The 15,569-nt window shown below is 43.0% G+C and carries 16 protein-coding genes; 3 read left to right on the forward strand and 13 right to left on the reverse strand.

The genetic code is table 11. From position 1 onward, the window contains the following. Positions 1-21: 21 nt before the first annotated feature. The 7 genes from BMW93_RS31635 to BMW93_RS31665 form a co-directional block, all read right to left on the reverse strand. Entirely contained in the window at positions 22-855 is an 834-nt protein-coding gene (locus BMW93_RS31635; protein WP_090386196.1) for a glycosyl transferase family 90, read from the reverse strand. Continuing rightward, a complete protein-coding gene (locus tag BMW93_RS31640) occupies positions 852-2,153 on the reverse strand; it encodes a glycosyltransferase (RefSeq protein ID WP_090386199.1) in 1,302 nt (433 codons plus the stop codon). Before BMW93_RS31640 ends, BMW93_RS31635 begins: the two co-directional genes overlap by 4 nt. Before the next feature lie 35 nt (positions 2,154-2,188). Further along, positions 2,189-3,235 carry a hypothetical protein gene (locus tag BMW93_RS31645; RefSeq protein WP_090386202.1) on the reverse strand — a complete coding sequence of 349 codons (1,047 nt, stop codon included), beginning with the start codon at positions 3,233-3,235 and terminating at the stop codon, positions 2,189-2,191. Positions 3,236-3,345: 110 nt separating this feature from the next. Further along, positions 3,346-3,708 (reverse strand): DUF1573 domain-containing protein, encoded by a 363-nt coding sequence (locus BMW93_RS31650; protein WP_090386206.1) that lies wholly within the window; start codon positions 3,706-3,708, stop codon positions 3,346-3,348. Then, positions 3,705-4,859 (reverse strand): 6-bladed beta-propeller, encoded by a 1,155-nt coding sequence (locus BMW93_RS31655; protein ID WP_090386210.1) that lies wholly within the window; start codon positions 4,857-4,859, stop codon positions 3,705-3,707. Before BMW93_RS31655 ends, BMW93_RS31650 begins: the two co-directional genes overlap by 4 nt. Before the next feature lie 105 nt (positions 4,860-4,964). Next, entirely contained in the window at positions 4,965-5,231 is a 267-nt protein-coding gene (locus BMW93_RS31660) for a hypothetical protein (protein WP_090386213.1), read from the reverse strand. A gap of 99 nt (positions 5,232-5,330) precedes the next feature. Then, a complete protein-coding gene (locus BMW93_RS31665) occupies positions 5,331-5,978 on the reverse strand; it encodes a LuxR C-terminal-related transcriptional regulator (protein WP_090386216.1) in 648 nt (215 codons plus the stop codon). Positions 5,979-6,428: 450 nt separating this feature from the next. Between BMW93_RS31665 and BMW93_RS31670 the strand changes: the two genes are divergently transcribed. Then, positions 6,429-9,560 carry an efflux RND transporter permease subunit gene (locus BMW93_RS31670; RefSeq protein WP_090386218.1) on the forward strand — a complete coding sequence of 1,044 codons (3,132 nt, stop codon included), beginning with the start codon at positions 6,429-6,431 and terminating at the stop codon, positions 9,558-9,560. 266 nt (positions 9,561-9,826) lie between these two features. Further along, positions 9,827-10,930 carry a UDP-galactopyranose mutase gene (gene glf, locus BMW93_RS31675; RefSeq protein WP_090386221.1) on the forward strand — a complete coding sequence of 368 codons (1,104 nt, stop codon included), beginning with the start codon at positions 9,827-9,829 and terminating at the stop codon, positions 10,928-10,930. Positions 10,931-11,265: 335 nt separating this feature from the next. Here glf and BMW93_RS31685 read toward each other — a convergent pair whose 3' ends face one another. Then, positions 11,266-12,423 carry a DUF3800 domain-containing protein gene (locus tag BMW93_RS31685; RefSeq protein WP_090386226.1) on the reverse strand — a complete coding sequence of 386 codons (1,158 nt, stop codon included), beginning with the start codon at positions 12,421-12,423 and terminating at the stop codon, positions 11,266-11,268. Between the two features lie 5 nt (positions 12,424-12,428). After that, positions 12,429-13,034, reverse strand: coding sequence for a recombinase family protein (locus BMW93_RS31690; protein ID WP_090386228.1), 606 nt, complete (start codon positions 13,032-13,034; stop codon positions 12,429-12,431). A gap of 402 nt (positions 13,035-13,436) precedes the next feature. On the opposite strand from BMW93_RS31690, the gene BMW93_RS31695 reads away from it, so the two are divergent. Then, positions 13,437-13,817, forward strand: a complete 381-nt coding sequence (locus tag BMW93_RS31695; RefSeq protein WP_090386231.1) for a hypothetical protein — start codon at positions 13,437-13,439, stop codon at positions 13,815-13,817. Between the two features lie 129 nt (positions 13,818-13,946). On the opposite strand, the gene BMW93_RS31700 is transcribed toward BMW93_RS31695, so the two are convergent. The 4 genes from BMW93_RS31700 to BMW93_RS31710 form a co-directional block, all read right to left on the reverse strand. Beyond that, the gene (locus BMW93_RS31700; RefSeq protein WP_090386233.1) at positions 13,947-14,162 is read right to left on the reverse strand and encodes a DUF2442 domain-containing protein; all 216 of its coding nucleotides are present in this window, start codon (positions 14,160-14,162) and stop codon (positions 13,947-13,949) included. Further along, the gene (locus BMW93_RS35620; RefSeq protein WP_177194256.1) at positions 14,163-14,324 is read right to left on the reverse strand and encodes a hypothetical protein; all 162 of its coding nucleotides are present in this window, start codon (positions 14,322-14,324) and stop codon (positions 14,163-14,165) included. Between the two features lie 79 nt (positions 14,325-14,403). Further along, a complete protein-coding gene (locus tag BMW93_RS31705; protein WP_090386236.1) occupies positions 14,404-14,619 on the reverse strand; it encodes a Kazal-type serine protease inhibitor domain-containing protein in 216 nt (71 codons plus the stop codon). 36 nt (positions 14,620-14,655) lie between these two features. Continuing rightward, positions 14,656-15,294: a hypothetical protein gene (locus BMW93_RS31710; RefSeq protein WP_090386238.1), complete on the reverse strand. Its 639-nt coding sequence runs from the start codon at positions 15,292-15,294 to the stop codon at positions 14,656-14,658. Positions 15,295-15,569: the final 275 nt, after the last annotated feature.

Raw genomic sequence — 15,569 nt, forward strand, 5'->3', positions numbered from 1 at the left:
TTTACTATTTTCAAATCACCTTTATATGTTTTCAATTATTGCCTTTGCAAAGTACTCCACGGCAGCCCGCCGGCTCAAATATTGGATGGCAAATTCTTTGGCATTCTTCGCAATTTGCTGGGCCTCCGAAGGGTGATTATCAGCCCAGGTTATCTTGGCAAGTAAATCATGTAGGTGCTCGGCAACGGGAATAAAATGCTCATAAGGGACTAGTTGGTCATAGAAATACTCCCTATTATTTTGCTGGCGATCCACCAAAAAAAGAGTTCGATTGCTATGCAAGAGAAACTTCAGCCTTCCACTGAACCCGGCAGCGCCACAATCAATCAAATATTTGTATTTAGTATGGTCTTCAAGGCTGACGTAATGTGTAAACCTATGCTTATGCCCCTTGGAGTAGTCTCTTAGCCAGTTCATAGGAATGATCCTGAGTCGCTCCGCATTCTGAATCCCCAGCGAAATCAGTTTAAATCGTAATTCTTGTGTCCTTGGATTCCCAATCCAGAAGAGCTTTTCAGAAACTGGCGGTTCCTGGGAATTTACCAAAATCATTGAGGTCGTGCGCTCATAGTCGTCGATCCCACATTCAATCCATTTATCGAATGTAAAATCAGGACACACTATCACATTCTCTGAGCGTGTAAAGCCAAAAGTCACCTTACCGGTCACGCTGCACGCAATATCATCTGTTGATATAAAAAAACTCTTCCCCCTGATTTTTGTAGGCTCTACTAGCTCAAAGGCCGACTTACATAACAGGGTTACACTTTGATTTCTCGATTCATAACCACCATGGGAAATAAACGCAACAGCACCATCCGGGCTAACTGTCACCTCGACAAATGACCCGTTCATTGGTTGACAACTTCGTGACCAACAAAAAATGATCTGAAAACTTTGTCATACGCTGCACACATTCGTTCGGAAGTAAACATGTCAGTTGCTTTTAGATACGCATTGGTTGCCAATTGTGAGGCCAACGCCTCGTCCTCTAAAATTTTGAACAATCTCTCGCACAGCTCTTCGTCGGAAAAGAAAATCAGCTGATTTTCGTCATAGTGCACAGGTAGCTTTAGCGCATCGAAATCTGCTTCAAACATTTCATCCAAGCCCTCTACCGAACTGACGACCACAGGCAACCGGTGATAACGCATTTCGATCGAAGATATACTGCACTGCTCCTGCGTAGACGGCATTACGCCCACGTCTGCGATAGCATACATTTCATTGATACACTGTTGGCTAAGCTTACCTGTAAAAATGACCGAAGACCAGAAGGGAGCGGCCAATGACAAGCTTTCCTGAATTTTACCACCTCCGATAACCAATAGTCTGGCATTTGGCACCTTCGGCAGTAATAGTTTGAACGCTCTGATCAAATAATCTACTCCTTTTTCATCAGCTATTCTTCCGCAAAAAAGAATAATCTTCTCAGTCTGTCCAAAGCCATATTTCTTACGTAGTTCTGCCCTCCGTGTGCGTTCGGAACGAGTACTCGAAGGCAGCCCATTGTAAATGGTCATTATTTTTGCGGCAGGAATGTTGAGAACATCTACAAAGAAACGTTCCGCCTGATACGTAACAGTGATTACGAAATCCGACAAGTTTGCAAGGTTGGCCTGATAAACTGTCCCCCTGAAGGCCGCTGGATGAAGTTTGAAATTCCTGCGCTGCCACTGAGTAGCAAAATAATCGTAAGAGGTCTTCAGACATGCCTTCCAGGTAAAGTTATGATGAACATAAACAAGATGCCCGCTAAGGCTGCGCTTTAGCTCCGCAGCAAGTTCATAGTGCACAACAGAATTACAGAGAAAGACCAAATGCTTCCTCCCACGAAGAATTGGAAAGACTATCTCACTTATTCTTTTAGCATAGACTTTTTGGATAAACGAATCGTCGTCGGTGAAAAAAATTTGATTCTCAGGCTGAGGTATCTCTATAATTTCAACATTTCCCTCAAATCTATGATCGATCGATCCGATGTCCTTAGAATCAACCCTGAGCAATATAAGATCATACCCGGAACACGACGAGAAATAATCCATTAAATATCGGGCGTGCGAGCCCATACCGAAATTTCCGGTCCTGATCCCGCAGTAAAGAAGCACAAGCGTTACGTCTTTGCCAGCCGGTGTTGATGAATTAATAGTCATACTACCTATCGCTAAATTTCAAGAAAGCCACTCACTTAATACCCCAGAATACCCAGCCACCTGAATTCGCCTTCCAAGGCAGCTCTAAGAGAAAGAGCTGTACCATCCGCCCCACCGGCCATTCCAATTCTTACGGAACGCCGCCCGGCATCATACGGAAAAAGCGATGGCAAAGCGTATCTTTCGAATTTACTAAGTGCAAACTCAATCAGTCGGTCGTAGACTTGTTGACAAGCGGAAATGCCCCGAAAGTGATGTGTATATCGTAGAAGAGCAGCGTAAAAAATTGCTTCCTTAAAATTGACATTTACTTTCGAAACTATACACCAATCACAGTATTTCGCAAAATCGACAGCGATTTTTTCGGCGTAACCTGAATTTGCCAGTAAGCCAGACCTGCAATTCAGCAATACGAACCACAAAGGCACCTCACGCCAGTTCATCTCTCGCGAACTAATATTTTGAATCATTGATGACAAAATATGAAATACCCCGGGCATTAGCTCAGCAGGTAAAAACCCGGCTGCCGCCACGCCAGACAAAAATAAATAGACCCCCGGCGCGCCGTCCCACAATGAATTGTTTCCAAGGAGCAGCCCAAACGCTTCGGAAGATTTAGTGATTTGTTCAACTAGATATATCAACGAGCCACTGATACGTGCCCGGTCACTAGCTGACAGATTTCCCGACCACAAACGAGATAGCAGATAAAGTCCATAGCCACTAAGTCCATTCCCAAGAGTCAGGTCCGCACATAAGTCCGCCTTTATCGTTTTAAGCAGATACGGTTCGAAGTCTTCAACAACCTGATTGACTTCAATTTGCATTACCCCTGTGCGGCTCAAATACTCCAGAAGGCAGCCAACCCCAGCGATACCGTCTGCAAAATTCAATGGGGTATGCTGTGAAATCTGGGAAAGAATTTCCTCCAGAAAAATAAAGCTTATCTCCTCTCGATAGTATTCGTCCTGAACTGAGCTCAAATACAGCACCGCTCCCGCCTTGCCATTGGCAATCCCGATGTTATCCGAAAAAGATGCATTCAAATGCAAATACGAGGTAAATAGCTTCTCTTGATACATTACGTCTATGGCCTGACTTTACTCAATTTAACAAAAAACCGCCAGCTGCCTTGTAAATCCGGTTCGAATCCCCACGAGCCCACACAACCCAAAAAACAGGACAATTCCGCTTATACAATTTTTCCACGGATAACAAGTGTGATCGGTTTGGCAGTATTTGCCTTTATGTAGACCAATTTTTGGTAGATCCCAGTATTACTGTTATCGTAATTGACCTTTATGACTGTGCTGCCCGAAGGTGGAACCCTTAGGGTTGACCAATCAACCAACGTACATTGACAGTCCATGGAAACATCCTCAATGACAAATGGAAGTGATCCCACATTTGAGATCTTAAATGAAGCCACCTTAATTTCACTCTGAGCGTAAGTGCCCAGGTCAACTAATTCACGATCAATTCTGACCTCAGCGAACTCCTTATCAGTCCGGGAACAGGCAAAAAATGCCAAGAATATCAAGAGGTAGCTCTTCATCGCATTTTAGGTTGAAAAAAAACAATAATTGGATTATCAGTCTCTTTGTGCGTTGATAGTTTTGCGAACATTTCTGCGCTTTCTTCTTTAATTCTGCTCAACAACTCCGGGTTCCTACTTGGCAGGAAATATTCTGAATTAAGCATCGAAATCAATGTATTTCCGTAAAAACTCCTAGGTTGATTTAAAAATCTAGCAAATGAACCTTTCCTAAAATAATCCTCAGAAAGCAAAAGACTATCTCGCTTAAAGTAAAAGTACTTTTTAAGCGTCATAGATTCTGCCAACGTAAACGATAAAACTTTATCTGTTTCAACAAAACCAGATTGCACAAAAGTCCAATCTTTTCTTGTCTCAAAATTCTGCTTATGGACAGGAAAACTTTCCCAATCTCTGGACTTGCTGACATCGAAGTCAAGGTGGTATTTTGGCAACACATCGCCATTCCCATTAATCTGATACAAAGTATCGTTAAATGCCTTCCCAAATAAAACACCGCCTCTATTGTGGGCCACATAACCCGTAAATCCAAAAGCATGTGTTTCTGAACTTTTATAGGGAGCCAACATCTTTACTATTTCTCCATCACTATCAGTAATCACCAAATTGTTCTTTCCTACCCTCTCACTTTCATTAAAATTAATATAAAAAGCTATGCTATTTTTATCAATCGGAGACATGTAGTAGGCAAAAAATGGCAATTGTATTTTTTTTACAAATTTTCCATCGAATGAATACACCATAATCCCCCTACCAGAATCCGAATAGAGCCAAATAGTTCGATCAAATTCATTTAACGAAAAGTCGCTTATTTTGGTAAACTCCCCCTCACCTTGCCCAATTTTGCCTATCGAAAACTTATATTTTCCATAAAAATCAAATACTTTCAAAGCAGAATATTTCCTATCGAAAACAAACAATGAAGAATCATAAACACCCACTTTTGTTACCTCTGCGAGCATGGACGCACTGTCTGTTTCTAATTGAATAACTTTTTCTACCTCAAAATAATCTCCAAATTTCCCCGAATGACTCTTATCAACACCTGAAAAATCGATAGTTGTAACTGTCGTAAATTTTCCTGTCGAATCCCGGTTAGAGCAGGAACAATATGAGCAACAAATAGCTATAAAAAATAAGTAGGTTCTCATTCAAAACACGATCGGCTATGAAGTAAAAAATAAACTCATAAGAAAGCGTCGCGCAATGTCGAAAACATGCAACGCGATCACTTTCTCAAAGATAGCTAGGCCATATTAGCCACAAGGGTTGGGCGTACAATATTGGGTTCCCGGGCCGCAAGTATTCCCAGATCCAACATATTTCCACTCATTATCAATCAGTTCGTAGCAGCTTTCCTCATATATTTTAAACTCCGGTTTATCGGAGCCCCCTCCTCCACTACCGCTTGACTGGGCCTCTCCGTCGAAGGACGCAACCAGACCAACAGCCATCACTACTGCGCTGGTACCCAGCATAATTTTACGCAAAACCCGGCTTTTTGTAACTTCTGACTTTTCCATGAAATTAAATTGTTTAAGTGACAACTAAACTGCACTGGGCCAAAAGTAAGAACAAAACAAATTATCAATATACCTATTTTAAATTATAAAAAAGGCATTTTAAAGCACTTCCGCTACAACCCAAGACGTGAATGGAACAAGGTGATCAATTAGCGAATTCTTGCCTCCTGTCACGCCAAGTTTTTCTTTTATATTCTTACGATGCCCCTCGATAGTTTGCTGCGATCTGGATAGTCTTTCTGTAATACATTTATTACTATATCCTCCCAGAATTAACGAGGTGATTTTTAACTCTGTTTTAGAGAGCCTTCGCAAAGCATGATCCTTCGGAGGGAAATGACCAACAACTGCTTGAATACATGGTGATATATAGGGTAATTGCTTTGCATTACGGATTGTTGGCAACAAGTGTAGCCTGGCATCAACCACATGTAGAATTGTCGTTAAGCACCTGGCCCTTAGCTTCGCAATCTCAATTGGGCAGATATCAGGAATCAGCGAGATAAAGTGCGCCCCACCAGTTGATTTCTGCAATTTACAGATCCAGTCCACCAAACCGGCTGGTTGCATGGTATGGCCAAGTATGATAAAATTTGGATTTAATTCGTTGCATGCTTCAAGAATGTGATCCTGGTGAGATATATGTCGAAATTCTAAGTCAACTTCTTTTGAAAGTAGTCCGATCAGTGCCTCAGTTTGTAGTGAATCATTATTAGCGATTAATACCTTTGCAAATGCTTTTTTCATTTAACAGTTGAGTTAAATTTTTTAAACACGGATTAAGAAGGTGCTTTATTAATGTCAGTTATTTGCCTTTTAATTGAAAGTAATATAGGTGTTCGGTGTTCAACTATGAGAATAATCGTCACCTACTATTTTTTCTTATCCAACAAGGAAGTATTTACTGAATTCTCTAATTAATTTTAGATATTACGCTAAAAAACAATAAAATATTTTATAATCTCGCAGCTAAGATATTTCTTTGAATATCAAATTCAAGCAATGTAACTGAAAGTAAATGTATGTATACGTATAAAAAAAAGCAAAGAAAATATTTGATTTAACCAATTTTGCGCAATTTTATTTATAAAGGTCGTTCCGGCATAGTTTCCCTGGTAAAATTGGTCAAAAACAATATCAGATAAATTGTCTTTAAAGATCACTCATCGACGTCGCAGGTGGTCAAAAGATTCGCATATGAACAAGGGGTACACAATCATTTCGGTTTTTGCTACACTGAGTCTTTTGGGGCTTTTTCTAATACCTTTCATTCCGCTACAATTGATAAATGATCACTATGAGAAAAGTCTTTTGGTATCCTTTTCCTGGCCACATGCGATGCCAAGTTCCTTGGAACTGCAGGTAACCACCCCACTTGAAGGGATTATTAGAACTGTGCAGGGAGTAGACCATGTCAGCTCATCATCAGACTACAATCGTGGAAGTATTACAATTGAGCTCGACTCTCGAGCGGACCTGGATCGTGCTAGATTCGAAATCGCATCGCTGATCAGGCATGTATATAGGCAACTACCGCCCGGCGTCAGTTATCCAGAAATAACGATAGGCAACTCTAATGGGCATAACATAAAGCCATTATTGAGCCTGCAATTGAGTGGTCACAAATCATCCGCAGAGTTGCGTCGCTATGCAGAAACTTCATTGAGACCGATGTTGCTGGCACTAGCTGGAGTAAGTTCAGTGGAAATTTTTGGAGGCCGCGACCAGGAATGGCAAATAGAATACGACAGAAAATTAGCTAATAGCCTCAAAATTAATGACACCGACTTGACAAAAATGCTCGGATTGAATGAACAACGGACACATCTTGGCTGGATAAATAGTCCAAACGGGAGCAAAACGAGTCTTTCGCTGGCACCCGTATCAGATACGGCGAACTTTGGAGACTTACCCATTTCTCTCATATCGAAGAAACGGATCCTCAGACTGTCAGATATTGCCGTCTCTCAAAAAAGCGAACAGCCTCCAATGAGCTACTTTAGGATCAATGGTAAGCAAGCTATCCAGATGATCATCCTTTCTTCGCCACACGCCGACCAAATTAGCACAGGGAGAGCTATTCGGGAAGTGCTTGCAAAAATACAGGCTGAATCGCAACCTACCTATAATGTAGATTTAGACTATGATGCCGCCGAAGAACTGACCGGCCGGCTTTCTCAAATAAAATGGCAGCTTGCACTTACCTTAACTCTTTTGACCCTTCTCAACATTGTATGCTTCCGTAGCATGCAGGGAGTATGTATCTTGTTGTCCGGCGTTCTGGCGAATACTTTTATAACTTTTCTAATACTGTACATCTTCCAAATTCCGGTTGACCTCTCCTCTATATCCACGATTGTTTTTTCTATCGGTTTAATGGGCGGAAACTTGTTTTTTGTCTACCGCAACTACCATCGATACCGGATTAATATTGGCATTTTGTCGCTCCTTGGAAGCTCTATAATGGCAGCTGCAACCCTGTCCGTAATCTGGATACTTCCGGTTGAGTCGCGAGAAAATTTGACAGAATTCGCTACCATAACGCTAATTACTCAGCTCCTGTCCTTTTTCACCTGTATGTGGCTTGTGCCTGCAATTCTGGCACAGTTCAGTCTCCGAACTTATCCAAGACCACCGGCTCCGGATGCAATAATCTTCCAATTAAATAAGTCGTATTTCCGCGCCTTGAATGTAGTTGTTCGATACAGAAAGTCGGTACTCCTTGTCGGACTTTTACTTTTTGGATTACCATTTTTTTTAATTCCTCCCGAAATCAAAGCTGATTCAAATCTGGCTCGAACCTACAATCACTTTATCGGTGAAAAGTGGCAGAACAATGATATGAGGGAGCTCTCGAACAAATGGCTTGGAGGAGTCCTTCGGTTGTTCACCACTTACGTTCGACAAAGGGCAGCCCGACCGAGTTCCGAGCAAACAACCTTACATATTAACGCTGGCTTACCAAATCACAGTACGACAGAGCAGATGAACCAGTTGATTGCACGGTTTGAAACGGAGCTCCTCAAATTCACTGAGATTAGGCGGTTTGTATCGCAGGTTCGCAGCGGTCAGTTTGGCTCAATAACGGTTTACTTTCGTGAACCCTACTCTACTGGAAGCTTCCCACATCTTTTGAAAGAAAGGGCTATTCTCCTTTCCTCAGAAATGAGTGGCGTTGACTGGAATATTGTTGGTGTTGGACAGGGGTTTAATGTAAATGTCAATGACGCTGGAAGCGCCAGCTTCACAGTTCTTTTAAAAGGCTATAGCTATAGCCAACTTACCAGCATTGCCCAAAACCTTGAGGCTCGCTTTCTCCTGCATCCGAGAATACAAAATATCGACATCAATAACGTTCCAGGCGTTACCTTTCTAAAAGACCTACAAGCTTTCAGAATTCGCCCCGACCCATTCTTAATGGCAACATACGGCCTGTCGCAAAATCAACTAACCGAGGAAGTTCGCAGATATAATACCAGGCCAGAAGCAGACCTTTTTACATTTCACAACGATGTACGGATCGGCATAAGGGTTCGCCCAAAAAGCAACAACACCCTGGATGTGTATCAGCTCTACAACGAACCAGTCGGGATATCGGACAGTAGCTATGTAAAGTTCGTATCACAAAATAGCTTGGTTAGAGAAAGAATTGCCCCAACAATACGGAAGGTAGATCAAAACTACGTCAGGTTGATCACTTTTGACTATTTGGGAAGTGTAGCATTCGGACGCGAGTTCTTGGATAGATCGCTGGACTCTCTGCGGGCAGAGCTTCCGATAGGATTCACTGCGGAAAGGAAAACTTCTGGACTATGGGAATCTGAAGGTTCGAAGCACTACTTGCTGATTGGCGTTTCACTAATCCTGACTTTCATCATCGCAGCAGTCATGTTTGAATCGCTTAGACAACCTTTTGCACTCTTTGGAGCAATTATGATGTCATATGCCGGCTTGATGGCGGCCTTCTACAGACTTGACCTACCCTTTGACTATGGAGGCTACGCATCTTTGCTTCTTTTAGCCGGTCTGATATCATTCCCAACGATTTTGCTTATCAATGTTTACAACAACATCTCCAGAACCGAAGGTCTCCCCCCGCTGAAAGCCTATTGTCTGGCCGTGACACAACAACTTCAATCGATTTTGTTATACGCTGCATGCATCGTGATCTCGCAGGTGTCGATGCTCGTTATCGCTCCAAACCAGGTATTCTGGACTTCCCTCGCAGTGGGAATTTGCGGAGGGATCATCTCGTACCTGCCTGTAATTGTATTTTTTGTACCGACCATTTTACTTCCATCAAAAAATCAGAAAGTAACCAGTTTATAAGAATCTGGATCTGACATTGACTAACATCAGGGGTGATAAATTAACAAACGATCATAGCCGTCTCTGTCGCGGAATTGCCCCGCCGCAGGATTATTAAAATAAACTTAATCAGAATACCCTTTATCGCGCAAAGGTCAAATAACACAAACAGAGTCCCTGGAAACTGGGCCGCCTACGATATGCTTCCAAAATAAATAAAAAGCGCGGCTTTCTTGAAAGGATTATCAAGAGCAAGAGCCAGCCATTGACTTATAAAAAACTATCCGATGAAAGAATATGACTACCTGATCGTGGGCGCCGGGCTATGGGGCGCTGTTTTCGCACACGAAATGACAAAAGCGGGAAAGAAGTGCCTCGTTATTGACAAACGATCTCATGCTGGAGGCAACACGTACTGCGAGTTTACTGAGGGTATTCATGTTCACAGCTACGGGCCGCACATTTTTCACACCAACGACCAAGGTATATGGGATTACGTACGTTTGTTTGTTGAATTTAACAATTACGTACATACACCTTTGGCCAACGCTAACGGAAAGTTTTTCAATTTGCCCTTCAACATGAACACATTTTATCAGTTATGGGGAACTTCAACTCCTGAGCAAGCCCGGAAAAAAATTGCGGATCAGACTGCCGACTTTATAAGTCGAAAGATAACAAACCTGGAAGACCAGGCTCTCTGCCTGGTAGGTAAGGATATCTACGAAACGCTGATCAGAGATTACACCCGCAAACAATGGGGGCGACATCCAAAACATCTGCCGGCATCAATCATAAAACGAATCCCTCTGAGATTCACCTTCAACAACAACTATTTTCAGGATAAATATCAGGGGATACCAATCGGAGGATACAACAGGCTGACCAATGGTCTATTAGCCAAAACACCAGTCAGGCTGAATACTGACTACTTTAAAGACAGGTCGTATTGGGACTCTCTGGCGTCCAAAATTGTATTTACTGGTCAAATCGATGCGTTCTTCGAATTTCACTTCGGCAATCTAGAATATAGAAGTTTAAAGTTCGTCTCAAAGCTCATCGACACTCCTAATTACCAAGGAGTGTCAATCATCAACTACACTGACCCTGTCTCGGAATATACAAGAATAGTGGAACACAAGCATTTTGAATTTGGTAACCAAAAGCAAACAATTATAACTTACGAATACCCAATTGAGTGGACTGCGGGAAAAGAGCCCTACTATCCTATCAATGACCACAAAAATACGACACGATTTAAAGCCTACAGGAAACTTGCAGAAAACACACCGAATGTAATTTTCGGCGGCAGGCTTGCAGAATACCAATACTACGACATGCATCAGGTGATTGCATCGGCATTGAAAAGATCAAAATGCGAGCTACCCTAGTTGAAGCCCTGAACATATTTGTATTTGCGGCAAACCTGGAAGAAAAGCAGAATATCCCAAAGACCTGATCTGGTCAACGAGGCTAAAGACATTACCAATTGGTTCAAGCTGGTCTCCGCAAGAGTGCTCGATACTGCCATCATGTGTACTATGAATGTGCCGGGTAGTACCGCTTCTATATTTTTCCCACAGGGTTAGACAGCCGAGTTCGGAGTCTTCCACGTACCCAAATTCAGTCGGCCCGTAGTCAGCTGTTACCAGCTCGAAAATCGCATTATACGCTTTCTGATCCTCAATTAGATCTGCCAAAGGTTTGTACTCCATGGATGCTAAGTTTAGAACTCAACCACAACTTTTCGTATTAAGGAATACTCGTCGTGAGCCAAGATATCGATTTGTCCGGAAGTGGCTGTGTGCACCTGGTCGCGGAACCGCTTTATCCGGGATAGCATAGGCGAGATAATGGTGTTGCTGTGGCTAATAAAATCATAAAGGTCAGCTTCGCTCGCCGGCAGCTTGTACCCTCGGGAACTACTTGCGATCAGAACGCCTGCGTCCCGGAGTTGGGCTATCACTTTTGTCTGAAAGTAATGTAAGGAAACTTTCTTGCCCGTCCTTGCCCTGATGTGCTCCATTAGTTCAAAGCTGGTGATGTACCGGGTAGGATTGATATGCCTGAAATGAAAAAGCAGGTATCCCAGGGAGCTTACCTGGTCTTTCACCTGCGGAACTAAGCTCATTGATTTGCGGTGCAGAAAGTCGTTGGCCAGGTTGGTGCTTAATGTGGCCAGAGTCTCATTGAAGTTTTCGCCAGTAGATGGCGCGGGTGCCATGCTCGTACCGAAAGTGTCAGGGAAAAACTGTATCGACAGTAGCTTGCGCCGCAGCAGTTCAATAAACTCACCGCGCTGGTCAGTGATTACAGTCTCGTCGTAACAACGCGCAAGTGTACCGGCGATGTAGCCCGCCGCTTGGACTAAGCCGTCATTTTCAATTCCGGCAAAGCCAAAGGTGGACTCATTGAATAGATTGGAGATATGGTTCTGCTCAACATACTTGACAAACCCTTTCATAAAAGTGTCTTCCCCGATCGGGCCACACACTAGGTCAAGGTTTGGCAGCAAACGGAAAAGCTCCCGATCTGCCAGGCTGTGAAGGAACTTATAGAAAGAGCCCTTATAACGCAGCCCCTCCCCTATTAACTGCCGCTTGTCGACAACGACGGAGAAAACGTTGAATGGCGCTTCATCAAGGTCTTCGAGGATCATCTTGCGCTTTTCGTGATTGTTGGCCGTTAGGTTAGAATCCAGTACGTCTCCGGAAAAATGCCGGTTACGCACCGTCTCGATGACCTGTTTAGCAGCAGGAACGTCTTTTTTATCGAGGATGATAGCCGTAATGATGAAATGAGTGGTAGATATTTCCGGCCCGCGCTTGGAAAAATCAAGGTTATCATTGCCCCATTCGGACAAAAATGCGACAGTCTGCTGCATCGTACTTAGTTTTGTGCTGATGATTGTTTTTCATTTTCTGGGCGGTGCTGCTGCTCGATCTCTTTAATGTACCGGTATACAGTGGCCCTACTAATACCTAAGACTTTTCCGATCTCTTCGCCTGTCTTATCTCTTTTATCGTAGAGTGCCTTAGCGGCATGCGCCTTGGACATGGCTGCCGTGCTCAGACCCTTGGGCTTCCCTCCCATCCTTCCCCTGGCGCGCGCGGCCGAAAGCCCAGCCTTTGTCCGTTCCCGGATCAGGTCACGCTCGAATTCTGCCAGCGAGGCAAATATGTTAAAGAATAACCGGCCCTGCGCGGTTGTCGTATCGATGGCATCATTCAGGCTCTGGAAGCCGATCTGCCTTTGCTGAAATTCATTGATTAGATGGATCAAATCTTTTAATGAACGTCCAAGTCGATCGAGCTTCCAAACAATGATGGTGTCCCCTTCCCTGGCCATGTCGAGCAGCTTGTTCAGCTCGGGCCGCTCTTTGACAGAAGACACTTTCTCCCGAAAGATGCGCTCGCATCCCGATTTTTTCAAGTCGTCGATTTGCAGGTTCAAGTTCTGATCTTGGGTTGAAACCCGGGCATACCCAAAAATCATATCAATTGTCTTACTTATTCAGTCAAAGATAAAAAATTAGACATAGAAATTTGAGATAATGATTTAAGACGGCTTTGGTATAACTAAAAGCATAGTAAGTTGATATGTCATCTGTTCTCAAAAAACGCAGGTTATCTGAGACATATACCCGCGTCAATTTTCCAGCGCATATGCCAAATTTTACAAGTGTTTCTGGATGGAAACTGGTACTGTAAATCTTCCGATAGAAGACCTATCAACTTTTGTCCAGCGCAAACAGCAATAACTGTGTCAGAAAACGGGGGTTTCGTGCGGCGCTGTCTTTTCGTACTATTATCATTTCAATGCGGCTAGAATGATTACAACGATCCGGCTTAGTACTGTGTCTAGGATAAGCCTTGATTGTTAATTTTAATTTTAGAAATGACGAGAACTATACTAGGCTTTATTTTTATGGCGATCCTATTTCTTTTCGAAACAGGATGTTCCGAAAATGAGGTTTCCGAGATTCTAACAGCCAAAATTCTTAAACCGACATGTGGCGGAACAGTTATGCAAATAGTTAATGGCTCGTTTAAAGGAGAAGATTGGAAATTTTTCTCTAATCTAGAAGGCCCATTTGATACATTTAACCCCGCTGCCACTTATGAGAATGTGGTACTTGTCGGCAATGTGCCGCTTGACCGCCGTATAATTGGAGATACTATCCAATTCTCTTATATTCAAGGGCTTACTTCTGGGAATTATTGTGATTTAGGTGGATTACCTTCGTTAACTATTTCAGTTAAAACTTTAAAGGATTAGCGCCATGAAGCGCTTCTGATCCATTCAATTTGAGGCGAGATGCTATTTTTCATTTGCACTAATCGAAGAACTTCGCATAAACACAGAACAGGCCCTTGTTCTATCTATGCCTGGCTCCAGTAACTTGGCCTATGTCTTCGAATAAGTATTAAACCCCTCAAAACTCAAATCTTCGTCCAGATCCGGCCAGTGGATCCCAAACGGAGAAAGCTCGAACCGCTCGCGCTCTGCCTGGGAAGCGTTGAAGAGCCTGGGAAACCACTCTAGCGGCATGCCTCGCTCTTCGCCTGATGCCATCCGGATAAAGATCCTGTCGTCATGAAACCAAATAGCTTTTATGCTAATCTATATGCTATCCCGCTCCGATCTGGATTCGATACTTTCCCATACATTCTCCGGATTGACCGGGATCAGCTCCCCTTTTGCTTTACTGGATCTGGCTTCTTTGAGTTTCTTATCAAAAGAAGGGCTGTAAGTGTTCTTTTCGCTATTCTCTGAGTGATTCATATTCAAACCTAGGATAGATTTTGGCCGTCCGACAGGCCGGCGCGCAGTGTCGCACAGAACGAGCGTTCTTCAAGACAAATTACTTTGCACACTCGCCATCAGTGAAAGATGTGATGCTATGGGCTCTGGCCTCGCAATCATTGCTATACGTTTTCCCATTGCATCCACAGACCGGCTTATAAACAGCATAGCAGCCTGAGCTGTCTCGTTCTTTCTCCAAGCACTCCGGCTTGAGGTTCTCAACACTCTTACATCCCAACACCATTAGTATCAAGATAAAACGTGCTAGGTTCATAACTGTGTGTTTTATCAATTATTAGACTAACTTCTATTAACGAAACCGGTATTTGAAGGCAATTATCCCCTGAAAATATCCGATAAACGGATCAGATTGGGCAGATCCTGCACCAGGTTGATAGTTGCGCTCCCTTCGCCCCAAATAATTGTTCTCCCGAATAACAAACGATTTTTGAACACCCCAATCCAATATCAAAAACCTGGTCAAGTTATGCTGAAACCCAATAGTCGCAGCAGGGAATAGGGTCGTTCCCTTTACCGAGACAGGTATACGGATATCCATAAACCCCGCATCTTCTAATAAATTTTGTTGTAAAGCAGTTTGCTTGTACTGTGACAGGATAAGGGATGCCCCTACGAAAAAATGATTTCTTTTCTGTTTTCCCGAAATCGATGTAGGATATAGCCTTACCCCTGCTTTAACAAAAGTTCCAGAAGTGCTTCTCTCGCTGATCCCGTCATTGACTTTATGATCTATTAAGCCGGTATGCCCTGTATTGAATGTATGGCCGATATTAAAATTCAGGGAATATCCTGAATGTCGGCTCAATTCTGAACTAATTTCAATGGACTTAGCTATGACCGGAGGGATATTGATCCCTAGACTCGTTTTCCACTGTGCACGAGCCACTATAGTTGTCAAAAAGAAAATCGTGAAGAAGATCAGTCTCATAGCACAAGTTTTTGCAATTATGACACCAATAAGTTCAATTTCGTTGCCCTGCTAGCAAAGTCCCACCTCCTTGTACAAAACCAAGAACTTTCGTCAAACCCCTCCTTTCCTCTTGTTCTGTGTTTTCTCATTTAACATAAAATCTGTTATACATCCGAGCCTTCCAAATATTTTTATCAAATGTCAAATCCAGAAGTAAATGAGAATTTACAAAAGATGACGAGAATCCGGGTGCTATTCGGCCCTTAAAAAACAACACAACTAACTTATTATTA

Origin of the sequence: Dyadobacter sp. SG02 (genome assembly GCF_900109045.1) — a bacterium.
Lineage (GTDB): Bacteria > Bacteroidota > Bacteroidia > Cytophagales > Spirosomataceae > Dyadobacter.

Coding starts and splice junctions, on each gene's coding strand:
- BMW93_RS31690 (WP_090386228.1), bottom strand. CDS start 13,034: ATGATTTTTGGGTATGCCCGGGTTTCAACCCAAGATCAGAACTTGAAC.
- BMW93_RS31695 (WP_090386231.1), top strand. CDS start 13,437: ATGACGAGAACTATACTAGGCTTTATTTTTATGGCGATCCTATTTCTT.
- BMW93_RS31640 (WP_090386199.1), bottom strand. CDS start 2,153: ATGACTATTAATTCATCAACACCGGCTGGCAAAGACGTAACGCTTGTG.
- BMW93_RS31685 (WP_090386226.1), bottom strand. CDS start 12,423: ATGCAGCAGACTGTCGCATTTTTGTCCGAATGGGGCAATGATAACCTT.
- BMW93_RS35620 (WP_177194256.1), bottom strand. CDS start 14,324: ATGAATCACTCAGAGAATAGCGAAAAGAACACTTACAGCCCTTCTTTT.
- BMW93_RS31635 (WP_090386196.1), bottom strand. CDS start 855: ATGAACGGGTCATTTGTCGAGGTGACAGTTAGCCCGGATGGTGCTGTT.
- BMW93_RS31650 (WP_090386206.1), bottom strand. CDS start 3,708: ATGAAGAGCTACCTCTTGATATTCTTGGCATTTTTTGCCTGTTCCCGG.
- BMW93_RS31670 (WP_090386218.1), top strand. CDS start 6,429: ATGAACAAGGGGTACACAATCATTTCGGTTTTTGCTACACTGAGTCTT.
- BMW93_RS31705 (WP_090386236.1), bottom strand. CDS start 14,619: ATGAACCTAGCACGTTTTATCTTGATACTAATGGTGTTGGGATGTAAG.
- glf (WP_090386221.1), top strand. CDS start 9,827: ATGAAAGAATATGACTACCTGATCGTGGGCGCCGGGCTATGGGGCGCT.
- BMW93_RS31655 (WP_090386210.1), bottom strand. CDS start 4,859: ATGAGAACCTACTTATTTTTTATAGCTATTTGTTGCTCATATTGTTCC.
- BMW93_RS31665 (WP_090386216.1), bottom strand. CDS start 5,978: ATGAAAAAAGCATTTGCAAAGGTATTAATCGCTAATAATGATTCACTA.
- BMW93_RS31710 (WP_090386238.1), bottom strand. CDS start 15,294: ATGAGACTGATCTTCTTCACGATTTTCTTTTTGACAACTATAGTGGCT.
- BMW93_RS31645 (WP_090386202.1), bottom strand. CDS start 3,235: ATGTATCAAGAGAAGCTATTTACCTCGTATTTGCATTTGAATGCATCT.
- BMW93_RS31660 (WP_090386213.1), bottom strand. CDS start 5,231: ATGGAAAAGTCAGAAGTTACAAAAAGCCGGGTTTTGCGTAAAATTATG.